Genomic DNA, 11,212 nt, shown 5'->3' with positions numbered 1-11,212 from the left:
TTTCCCTCTCGCCCTGCGAGGCACGAGTGGGGAGAGAGCCGGAGAGAGGGGCATTCTCAGGCTACCCCTCTCCTCGGTCCTCTCCCCGCTCATTCTTCGCATGGAGAGGAAGAAGTTCTTTGGGGACAGAGATCTCGAATCATATCCCGAGATCACGCTGGTTTCCATTGCACCGTGTTACGGGTTGGGTGCGAGGATCTTGCTTTTCCTCGCGCAGAGGTCGCGAAGGACGCAAAGAGAACATCAAGGGGGAAGTTCGCTTGGGGACCGAGATCTCGGGTCCGGATGTCCCCCGCCTTGAGGTGAGCCGCACCCGTTCGCCCAATCCGTCCCGGATGTCATCCGAGTCCATGGAACTGATGGGGGCGAAGGGCTCCGGATTGATTAGGGTCAAGGGCTCGGCGTGACCAGTCGGTAGTAACGTTCGGGTTGTCCGGATCGCCGCAAATCGGTCACTTCAACGATCCCTCCGCCGGGTGTGGCAGTTAATTCCCGGAGCGTGGTCCAGGCTCCGGTTTCCACGCGGTCACGATACTGCAAGGCGTAGCCGATATTCGGCACCGCCTCAAATCGCAACCGGACACTGCCATCTGCCTGTAGCACGGCGCGGAGTGAGAGCCGGCTGGCGGGATCCTTGGGATTCGTGCCGGCCAACCGCTCTTGATCGTTGCGATGGCCGTCGCCGTCGGGATCTGCCTGGGGTCCAGAAACGGCCGGGTTGGCAAGCTCCTGCGCTGCAAAATTGCGGGCAGCCCAGGTTTGGTAATCTTCGCCCGCACGAATGGTGATTTGGAGTTCATCGCTGTTGGTGGTGGCGCCATCTCGCGCCGTGAGGCGGAGCAGGTAAACGCCCGGCGAAGGGAAGGTGGCGGTTGTTTGAGTCGCGGCGGAATGTTGGAATACGGCGGTGGCGGGTCCGCTCACCTGGGTCCAGGCAACGGTGATAGATCCCGGGGTGAGAGGAAGGCCGTCGTCGGCTGCGGCGCCGCGCAGCAGCAGGGGTGAACCGGGGATGCCGGTTTCATCGGGACCGGCATCAACATAAGGAGGCTGATTTTCGGGTTCGATGGCTGCTATCAGTTCCAAGTCAAAGCTGAGGTCGGTGCTCGAGGCGTTGACTTGATGGACTTCAACCGCGAGGACGTTGGCGCCTTCCCGCAAAGTGGAGTGATCGAGAACGATGTTCTCGACAAAGGCGGTCAGTTCTTCATCACCGCTGACCGTGGCGTTGGCTCGGGTTGTGAACAGGATGGGACCCTCGGGCATGTTGTTTCGGTATGCTTCCAGGCCGTTCAGATACACCACGGCGCCGTCGTCTCGCAACAGGCGCAGGCGAAGGCCCTTCACACTGGACCGGCCATTGACTTGGAATGACTTTCGGAAATAAGCGGTGGGGAATTTGTTGGCGGCATTGGGTCCAAACCCGAGGGTGGTTATCTCGTCGCCATCTCCGTAGCCCAATTGCGCGCGGCCCGATGTCCAAGCGGTGTCATCGAACACGGATTCTTTCCAGGAAGATCCAAGGTCGTTTCCGCGATCGTGATACTTCCAAGTTGAGCCCGCCGGAATCAGTGTGGTTCCAAGCGACCCCCGTTCGACGGAGACGCTGAAATCGGAGACGCTGGAGAATGTCCCATCGGACACGGAGGCCCGGAGACGGTAGGTGCCCACGCCGGGGAAGGAAACCGACGAGGAAGCGGCGATGGAGTCGGCGAACAGCGCGGGAGCCGGGCCCGACAGAGTTTCCCATCGATAGGCGAGCTTGCCGGGAGGATTGGGGAGACCGTCGTCGGTGGCGTTGATCGTGAGGCGAGTGCTGGCGGGGAATTGGTTGCTCTCGATTCGGATGGAAGCCAGGGGGCTGATTCGAGGCGGCCGGTTCTCGCCGGGGCCTTGTCCCGGGCTGGGACCCTCCGAACTGGCGCGCCAGCTTGAAGGATCGTCTCCGTACGCGTCATCGCGCACGCGCACCAGGGACTCGCCCAAACCGTCCGCAGCGGCGGGCCACGGCGTGCGATGGTGGTAGCGGACCGAATCCACAGGAATGTAGGGCACGACTTCCTGACCGTCTGGCAACGGCTCCGGCGTGTCGGGCTGGAGGAGTGCGATGCGCTCGCCGTTGTTTTCGAGGTTGCCGGAATAGGGGCCGAGGACCGGGATGTGAGCCGCGATGGAATTGCGTGAACGGAAGACGACCGGATCGTTTGGAACCACCAGCGCGATGGCGCCGGGCGCGAGTTCGAATCCTGGTGGGAATTCAAAGCCGATGCCATCGATCCGCCAGCGATGAGCCGGGCGAGACGGATCGAAGAAGCGCACGACTTGGCTTGAACGATTCTTGATTTCGAGGAACTCCTCATCGCCTGGACGCGGCTGATAATGGATCTCGGAGAACACGATGGGCCCGGTCGCCGGGCCTGCGTTGGCCTGCGTAAGGGAGATTTGAGTTTGAGGTGGAAACTGGATTTCGCCGGCTGAATTGGTGAAGCGTCCGAAAGATATGCCGGTGGCGGCGGCCGGAAAGCCGAATCCGTCACTGTATCCCGTCAGGCGACCGGTGGCATCCGCGGAGAAGAGGTAAACTTGTTCCCCGCGGGAGGAGAGCGAAAAACTGTTCGAGGAGCCCGGGGAAGCGTTGAAGTCTCGTTCGGTGAAGACCAGGAAACCACCCTGAGGGATCACGATGCCATCGGGGATGCGGAATTTTCGGGGAACCTCATTTTGATCGCTGAGGAACCATCCCCCGATGGATGCGGGCGACGAACCGGGATTGTGGAGTTCGATGGCGTCGAGTTCGGGAGGATCGGTGTGGGTCAGGACTTCGTTGATCACGACGCGTGGAAGACCGGGCGCGAGGTCATCCTGGCCGGGGGAACCCAAAACCATCGAGCTGGCACGCCAGTTCGCGGGGAGATTGGGGTTGGAGTTCCGGTTGGGATCCGCCGAGGTCAGAGAAAATCCATCCCCATCGGCCAACCGTGGCCACGGCGCGTCGTCCTGGTATGGCACGGACGTGATCGGGGTGCCGACCGCATGACGAATCTCGATCGTTTCCCCGCCATTGGAGAGGCGGCCTTGATACACTCCGTCGAACCGCGCGGAAGGGTAGCGATTGGTGAATCCGGCGGGATCGCTGATCAGGATGGCGAACCGGCCCGACGCCAGCTTGAAGCCTTGGGGGAAGGTGAATTGGACGGCGTTGGTGAGAAAGACGCCGCTGAGATCCAGTTCTCTCGCCGCGATATTCTTGATCTCGATGAATTCGAAGCGATCGCCGTCGAGGCTTGGTTCTCCGGGCGGATGGTACATGATTTCGGTGACCAGCAATTCGGTGAATGTTTGCATGAGTGTGAATGGAGCCTCGTTCAGCGCGCTCCAGGCACCATTCCGCCAGGCGCGGGACTTGAAGGTGACGCTTTCGGCCAGCGCGACGGGACCGCTGTAGGGACGGGCCGTGGGAGAGAGGCCACCGCCATGAAGGCGCGGATCGGTGTGGTCGGTCGTGTAGTAAATCGTGCCTGCCGGCGCAGAAAGAGCCAGGCGGAAGCCGGTGGAGAAGGGACCCCCGTGCTGGCTGAACACGGGCGCGGCGAGATCAGGATAAAGTCCTTTCGCGCGCAGTTGGTTGAGCACGATCTCGGTGCGGCGTCCGGCATAGGCGTTGACGATGTTGGTCAAGGCGTTGCGCCAATCTTGCAGTGTGAAGGGAGTGGATCGCTTGGCGTCGCCCCAGCGAGCGGATTCCGCGACCACGGCGCGTTCGATTTGAGACGCCCGAGTCAGAAGCGCCTGGCGAACCGCCCCTGGAGTCAGGAGGCCGCCGTTGAAAAAGTGGCGGTGGACATGATCGGCGACCAGGATCTTGTGTTCCGGGTTGTTCCACATGGCCTGCCAGATCCATTGGGGATTGCTTTTGGTCACGGACGAACTGCCGGCGCTGTAGGGGCCGGTGCGATCCTGGTTGACATCGAGCAGGGTGTGCTCGGCGTCGTGCGCGAAAAAGCGAAAACCGGCGCGACCGGTTCGGTCCCTCATGCCGTACCAGTTGTTCGGAGAGGTGTTTCCGAGGAAGTTGGAGATGGGCGCGTCGAGATTGCCTCCGTAGAGAATGACCAGCATGTAATCGATGAGGTTGGGCACATCGATCAGGTTATCGAGGGCGGGGTTGGGAGTGCCGTCGGGGTTGCGGCCTTGAACTTTGAAATACGCCTCGTTGGAGTCGAGACCGGCTTTTGCCTCGTTGTAAAGGCGCGTCCAGGCGTTGAGGTTGCCGTCCGTGGCGTTGATGGTGTAGGGGCCGGCTTCGACTTTGATGACGTCGTAATTCTCCTTGTTCCCGCCGAAGTAAGTCTCTCCGTAGGAAGCCTCGGGGCGTTCGCAAGAATTGAAGAGGCCCCAATACATGCCATTGATGTAGAGATGAAAATAATCACCGCGCTCGGCCTGATGTCCCATGGCAAGCTGGAGGTCGCGCGACATTTGGTCGCGCAGGAATACCCCGCGGGAATCCCCTTGAAAGCTCCAGGAATAGTTTTGGAAGGTGCGCAGATCGAAGTTGTCGAAGGAGGGCGCGGCTTGCTCCCCGAAAACGGGGTAGTTCAGTTTGGCCTCCCCGTACTCGTCGCGGAAGAAGAAGCGAAAGGCGTGCTTGGGATTGGAGGTGCTGCGGCTGAATCCCCCCCGAATGCGAATGCCGGCGTCGATTTGAAATCCGCGGCGACCGTCGGGATGGATGAGTTCCAGCGAGCATGGACGCTCCCACGCGCGTCCGTCCTGGCCGGGGTTGGCGTAAATCCCCGTGGCGGGATCGAAGAGATGGCGTAATTCAATGACCACCGAGAAGGAAGGCAGCGTCTTCAAATCGTTTTGAATCGTGGGGCTGTAGAGCGGATGGTTGACGATGTCCGGATCCATGCCGTAATCACGGACGTTGGCGCCCCAGGTCGCGGGCCACCCCGCCGGAGGCTGGCCATCCGGCGCTTGTTTGACGATATCCGAGGTGAAGAGGTAGCTGTGCGTGTCGATGTTCGACGGTTGAAAGTTGGCGCGAAACGCGGCGGCCCGCAGGACAGTTGTGCCGCGGACGCGAACGGGGCCGGAGTAGATCAGACCGGTGGTGGCGGTGGGAGGAGTGCCATTGGTGGTGTAGCGGATTTCCGCTCCCGGAGTGGCGCAGGTGATCTCGAGATCGAAAGCGTTGTCGTAAAAGCCGCGGTCATGACTGAACTTGGTGTCGGCGACGAGATCGATGAAACCGGTGGGGTTGTTCGGCGCCCCCGGGGTGGGGACGGAATAGTAACGGGGAGGGGAGTCGGGCAGCGCGCGTCCGTAGGAAACATCCTGAATTTGACGCGGGTACTGAGGGAGGAATGAACTCACGACGCTTCGCCCGTCGGGTTGGACCAGGAGCAGAGGTTCACCCCGCGCGTTGAGGCTGAACGACGTGTGCAGATTGCGTCCCGCGACGACTCGATTCTTGCCGGACGCGAACACGATGAGCACCCCGCGCGCAGGGATGGTCACGGACGGGAATTTCCATTGCGCCGGGGTGTTGGTGCTGTTGGACAGGAACCATCCCTCAAGGTTGACAGGTGCTGCCCCCGCGTTGCCGATCTCGACCCAGTCCGAAAACGCGCCGTCCTCGTCCTGGAGTCCCTTGGTGTTGCTGGCCAGAAATTCAGAGAGGTACAATTGGCCGTGACCCGACAGGCCAAGGCACACGAGCGCGGCCAGGACAGCGAAACGGCCCCCAATCCGGGATGAGGAACGGCGGGGATAGGGGAAAATTGAAGGAAGTGGGTGATTCATGAAGGATGGCGTCGAATTTGATGGCAACATTCGTGCCGACTTGAGCGAGGGATGCTGAATTCGGTTGCTTTTCCCGGGGCCTTGGCAACGAAATCGATTCAGCGCAGGCTGCCCGAGAGCTCCTGCAGCGGGAAACGCTGGCCGAGCCAGCGCACCAGTTGATTTTCACGAGCCTTCATGCGGCGGCGCGCCTGGGGCATCAGATCGTCCCATCCCAGCAGATGGAGCAAGCCGTGGAGGGCGTAGCGCAGGACTTCCTCCCGCCAATCCGTGTGGAATTCCCGCGCCTGCTCCAAGGCGACGGCCACACAAATGAAGATTTCTCCGCGGACGAGGGCCGGGCGGTTGGTTTCGCGTTGGTCGAAGGTGATGACATCGGTGGGGCCGGAATGGCCCAGGAATTCCAGATTGAGCCCGGCCATGCGACGGGGACTCACGAAGTGGAAGCCAAGCTCGCAGTCCTGAATCCTCAACTGGTGTTGGAGAGTATCGATGATCGCCGCCCGGAAGCCGGGGAGCCGGAGCGGTCGGAGCCGCTGCCGGTTGAAAAGGACGATTTCCCTCATGAGCCCGCGCGTCCGCGGTGCTGTTCGTAGGCGGCGATGATGCGTTGCACCAGGGGATGGCGCACCACGTCTTTCTTCTGGAATTCGATGACCGCGATGCCGTCGACGCCGGTGAGGACTTTGCGGGCCTCGACCAGGCCGGATCGTTTGGAGTTGGGCAAATCGATCTGGGTGAGGTCGCCGGTGACCACCGCTTTCGAATTGTAGCCGAGCCGCGTCAGGAACATGAGCATCTGTTCGGGCGTCGAGTTCTGGGCCTCGTCGAGGATGATAAACGCGTTGTTGAGGGTTCGACCTCGCATATAAGCGAGAGGAGCGATTTCCAGGATGCCTTTTTCGCGGAGCCTCTCGATTTCCTCGGAGGGCAGCATGTCGTGCAGAGCGTCTTGCAACGGGCGCAGGTAGGGGCCGATTTTTTCGTAAAGATCTCCGGGCAGAAATCCAAGGGCTTCGCCCGCTTCGACGGCGGGACGGGTCAGCACGATGCGCGAGACCTTTTCCTCCTTCAAGGCGACGACCGCCATGGCCATGGCGAGGTACGTCTTGCCGGTTCCGGCGGGCCCGACGGCCAGGGTGATGTCATGCTGGCGGATGGCATCGACGTATTTCTTCTGGCCGAGGGTCTTGGGTGAAACCGCCGGCTTGCGGGCCGAGGTGGTGATGCGGTCGTTGAGGACCTTGGCCAGGGCCTCCGCGCCGTCGTGGTGGACGATGTGCAGGGCGTGGTTGAATTCCCGGTTGCGGATGATGCCGCCCGCGCGCAAAGACTCCTCGAGGAGTTGGAAGAGCCGCCTGGCCTTGGCCACGGCCTCCTCGGGTCCTTCAAGTTTGATCCAGCCGTCCCGGCTGGTGGCTTTGACGCCCAGTTGGGAATCGAGGGATTCGAGGTTGCGGGGCTCGTTGTTGAAGAGCTGCTGAGCCACGCGCGCGGTTTCGAAATGCAAAGTGTCGGACGTCATCGTTCGGAGGGGTGGGAGGATGGAGCCGCCGGGTTGGCGAGGGCGGCCCGAAGTTTGGCCGCGACATCGGCCAGAGCCTCGGGCAAGACCATGGAGCCGGCGATGACGGGCATGAAGTTGGTGTCCCCATTCCAGCGCGGCACGATGTGAAAATGGAGGTGTTCGATGATCCCTGCGCCCGCGACTTTGCCGAGGTTGAGTCCGATGTTGAATCCCTCCGGTCGCATGACTTGAGCCAGTGCGTCCTGGCACTGGCGGGTCAGGAGCATGAGTTCGAGCAATTCCATTTCGGTCAGATCGCGCAAGTCGGGGACTTGACGGTAGGGGACGGTCATGAGGTGGCCGCCGGTGTAGGGCCAGGCATTGAGCACGGCAAAGCAGGTACGGCCGCGTTTGAGAACATGGTTGCCGACGTCATCGGACGACTGGGCGATCTGGGTGAAGACCGAGTCTCCTCCCGGCGGGGATTTGGGCGCGAGGATATAGTCAATGCGCCAGGGGGCGTGCAGTTGATCCATGGTGGTTAGTCCGGGGAAGATTTTTGGCGGTTGAGGATGGGGGCGAGGGATTGGTAACTCTGTTCCAAGGCGTCCAGGAGTTCCTTCACTCCATCGAGCCGGCGTTCCTTGATTCGCGATTCGATTTGCTGGCAGAGCGCGGCCAGTTCTCTCGCTCCGAGTCCCGCGGCGCCTCCTTTCAGGGTGTGGGCCGAATGTTGTGCGGCGGCGAGGTCCTGGCAGAGGAGGGCGGCTTGCAGTTGAGTATGGCGGGTCTTCAATTCCTTGTGAAAGAGGTCGATGAGAGCGTCCAAACCCCAGCTGGAGCCGGAAGATTCGAGCTGGCGCAGTTCCTCGATCACGTGCAGGTCGAGCACCAAGGAGGCCTCGCCGGGGGGCGGATCCGGAGGAGGGTCAGAGGGGGAATTCGGCTGGGGTCCAGACATGGCGGTGGAGCTCGTCGAGTTCGACCACTCTCCCGTCCGCCCTTCCAGGGTCAAGCCGGTTTTGGCGATGCGGGGTCGGGATCGCCGAGGCCTTCGAGTTCGGGTTTAACCTTCTTTTCGAAGCAATCGGGACAAATGCTGTGGATGAAATCAGTGCCGGTTTGCTCGTGAATGTAACTCTCGATCTGGTGCCAGTAACTCTGGTCGTCCCGGATGTTCTTGCAGTACATGCAAATGGGGAGAAGCCGTTTCAATTCCCGGATTTGGCTGATGAAATCGAGGATGCGGGACGCGACGCGAAGCCGTGTCAGCAGGGCATCGGGCCGCAGCGGTTTGTTGAGAAAATCGTCCACGCCGGCCTCCATGGCCTCGTTGAAGTTTTCCTGGCTGGAGAGGGCGGTGACGAGAATGAAGTAAACATACTCGCGTCGTCGTCGCCCCCGCACCTTGCGGCAAAGCTCGAGCCCGCTCAGCTTGGGCATGAGCCAGTCGCTGATGACGACATGAATCGGATGGTACATGATCAGCTCCCACGCCTCTTCCCCATCGTCGGCGATATAGAGCTGATGACCCTGTTTTTCCAGAGTCAGACGCACGATGCGTTGCGAGACCGGATCATCTTCGGCGATGAGGATGTTTATAGTGGAGAGAGGTTGGGGGAATGGATGGAAAGGGTGGCGCGCAGTTTGGAGTGTCGGGTGGGCAACCGGGGCCAGGACCGGGGTTCTTGATCCTGCTGTCGAGAATCATGGCACAGGAGGCGCATTCTGTAAACGGGTGGCTCACCGATTAATCCAAGGCCTCCCGGGCCAAAGGGTGAGTCCAGCCTCGAATCGCGTTTGACTCGGCCTTGCCTCGGCTTGCCAGGCTGCCACGCAGTTGGACTGCCCAAGTCTGAATCGTCCTTGCGTGTCCTTTCGTATGACATTCTGCGGCAAGGCCTCCGCCAGCGTGCGATAGTGGGTCTCCGCCCGATCGCGCGATGGTTCGGGGAAGGATCGACCTTCGCGGCCCTTGCCTTCCCATTCGAGGATGCGTGCCAAACCAAGGCAAAGCGGGGCTAATGCCTGTTCGCGCGCCGGGGTCCAATGGAGCGGGCGCGAATCCATGACGAGCAATTGGCCCCAGACGACGCCTTCGGCTGATCGCAAGGCATGGCTGGCGAGGAATTGGATGGGGGGGAATTGGAATTCCGGCCCTTTCGCGGCGACCTCAGTTTGTGGAAATGGAGAGTGGAAGCACGACCACGACGACTCGCTCCACGACAGGAGAGAGGGGAACGTGTCGGGATCGATGCGGAAAGGTGCACAACCATGAAGAGCGGCAAACTGGAAGCCTCGGCCTCGCTTGACGAGAATCGCCGCCATGGAGGGTCCGGCGAGAGAAGGCACGAGGCCCAATAATGAGGCCAGGGCTTGATCCAGGCTCGGGTCGAAAGTCTGGATCACCCCGGGATGGGGTTCGAGCCGGGGCTGCTGTGAAATGGTGGCAATGGAACTCACGACCGCGCAATGGGAACCGAGCTTCACCCCTCCTATCGGCCGGAAATCCCCCGGCTTTAAGCCGTCAGCCAAGGAATCGAGCCCAGGAATGTGGCTTCGAAGGTCGATCTCGCCGGATTCAGCGCGGTGCCGTGCTCGCCAAGCCTCTTCGCCCGCAGGGCCATGACGTCGCCCTGGTTCTCTCCCACGCCGAAGGTCTGGGAAAGATGCCGGTCAGGGCCTTGGCTTGATGCGGTCGATGCGCGATTGAAGCGCCTCCCCGAGGTCGTCCTGGGCAAAATAGGCGTCCCGGCTACCCTCGGTGCCCCAACTGTGAATGAAGAGCATTTGCTGGAATTTCATCCACCTCGCCGATCCGTCCATGGTCAACTGATTGCCACCCGCCGGCCGCCCGTTTCGATCCTTGTGAGGCGGCATGCCTTTGAAGGACGTGTCGCGTCCTCCACCCCAGCGACCATCAATTTTCATGTTGGCGTCGGCGGCAAGCACCCAACCCGGCTGGGCAGCGGAGGTCTTCACCGGACTTCTCGAGGGAAAGGTCCCGGCGGGATTCTGCCAGTTGGTGATTCCTCCAAAATATTGGAATCCGATGACCCACTGATCGAACTCGCGTTCGTATTGAGGAAAGGTGGGGCGATTCGGACAAGTCCAAATCTGGCCGGAAGGGCTGTTGGAGAAGATCGTGAGGCCCACGGATTCCGCGGCTTTGCGCTCGGGAGGATTCAAACAGATTTGCACCACCCCAAATCGCGCCTCCAAAACCCGGTCCCGGTTGTCATCCGCGTAAATCGCGATGCCGATGCCGATCTGCCTCAAATTATTGAGGCATTTCGCCTTGCGTCCGTTCTCCTTGGCCTTGGACAACGCGGGCAGCAGCATCCCGGCGAGAATGGCGATGATGGCAATGACGACCAGAAGTTCGATGAGCGTGAAGGCCGAACGAGGTCGGCGCGCCAGGGGGTTCATAATGGTCGATCTGAGTTGGAGATTGAGAAAGAGAAAACGCTCGAACCCGTGGATTCACAAGTCAAATCCCCGGGTTGGAGGGCGAACCGATGGCATGCTCCGGACGGAACATGGTTTGGGCTCGATCGCATGGGTTCGGAGGCGGTCCACTTCCGCGCCAGGCATTGGAGCCTTTCAGACGCGGTCGAGGCTTTCTTCAATCGATTCCCGAACCCGTCGCTGCAGACGAACCGCCGCCCGCGTCGCGGTTGCAGTGCACCCGGTGGTTCGCGGGCGGAACGCCACGCTGACGCGCGCTGACCACGGCGGTCGATGAGCGAGGTCGTTCGACCGCCTGGCGAGAGTGAAAAGCAAGAAACAGGTTCTCGACGGCAAAATCCGGTGAGGCCCGGACGAACGCACGCAATGTGTGCTTGAGTTCGAACTTCACCAATGGAAACTGGACAAGCACTTGCCGGGTGGGCGCCA

At 61.1% G+C, this 11,212-nt stretch carries 9 protein-coding genes; all 9 read right to left on the bottom strand.

Annotated elements, in window-relative coordinates:
• Window positions 1–390 precede the first annotated feature (390 nt).
• Window positions 391–5,838, bottom strand: a complete 5,448-nt coding sequence (locus FJ404_08680; GenBank protein ID MBM3822942.1) for a hypothetical protein — start codon at window positions 5,836–5,838, stop codon at window positions 391–393.
• Between the two features lie 68 nt (window positions 5,839–5,906).
• Window positions 5,907–6,374, bottom strand: coding sequence for an rRNA maturation RNase YbeY (ybeY, locus tag FJ404_08675; GenBank protein ID MBM3822941.1), 468 nt, complete (start codon window positions 6,372–6,374; stop codon window positions 5,907–5,909).
• The gene (locus FJ404_08670; protein ID MBM3822940.1) at window positions 6,371–7,333 is read right to left on the bottom strand and encodes a PhoH family protein; all 963 of its coding nucleotides are present in this window, start codon (window positions 7,331–7,333) and stop codon (window positions 6,371–6,373) included. Before FJ404_08670 ends, ybeY begins: the two co-directional genes overlap by 4 nt.
• Window positions 7,330–7,851 (bottom strand): HIT domain-containing protein, encoded by a 522-nt coding sequence (locus FJ404_08665; GenBank protein MBM3822939.1) that lies wholly within the window; start codon window positions 7,849–7,851, stop codon window positions 7,330–7,332. The genes FJ404_08670 and FJ404_08665 overlap by 4 nt, the downstream gene beginning before the upstream one ends.
• Window positions 7,852–7,856: 5 nt before the next feature.
• Window positions 7,857–8,276: an Hpt domain-containing protein gene (locus FJ404_08660; protein ID MBM3822938.1), complete on the bottom strand. Its 420-nt coding sequence runs from the start codon at window positions 8,274–8,276 to the stop codon at window positions 7,857–7,859.
• A gap of 50 nt (window positions 8,277–8,326) precedes the next feature.
• The gene (locus FJ404_08655; protein MBM3822937.1) at window positions 8,327–8,917 is read right to left on the bottom strand and encodes a response regulator; all 591 of its coding nucleotides are present in this window, start codon (window positions 8,915–8,917) and stop codon (window positions 8,327–8,329) included.
• Between the two features lie 141 nt (window positions 8,918–9,058).
• Window positions 9,059–9,778, bottom strand: a complete 720-nt coding sequence (locus FJ404_08650; protein ID MBM3822936.1) for a hypothetical protein — start codon at window positions 9,776–9,778, stop codon at window positions 9,059–9,061.
• A 213-nt stretch (window positions 9,779–9,991) separates the two neighbouring features.
• Window positions 9,992–10,744, bottom strand: coding sequence for a type II secretion system protein (locus FJ404_08645; GenBank protein MBM3822935.1), 753 nt, complete (start codon window positions 10,742–10,744; stop codon window positions 9,992–9,994).
• 196 nt (window positions 10,745–10,940) lie between these two features.
• Window positions 10,941–11,174: a hypothetical protein gene (locus FJ404_08640; GenBank protein MBM3822934.1), complete on the bottom strand. Its 234-nt coding sequence runs from the start codon at window positions 11,172–11,174 to the stop codon at window positions 10,941–10,943.
• Window positions 11,175–11,212 lie beyond the last annotated feature (38 nt).

Source organism: Verrucomicrobiota bacterium (genome assembly GCA_016871495.1).
In the GTDB taxonomy this organism is placed as follows: domain Bacteria; phylum Verrucomicrobiota; class Verrucomicrobiia; order Limisphaerales; family VHDF01; genus VHDF01.
This window is presented reverse-complemented; position numbering and strand designations above follow the sequence as displayed.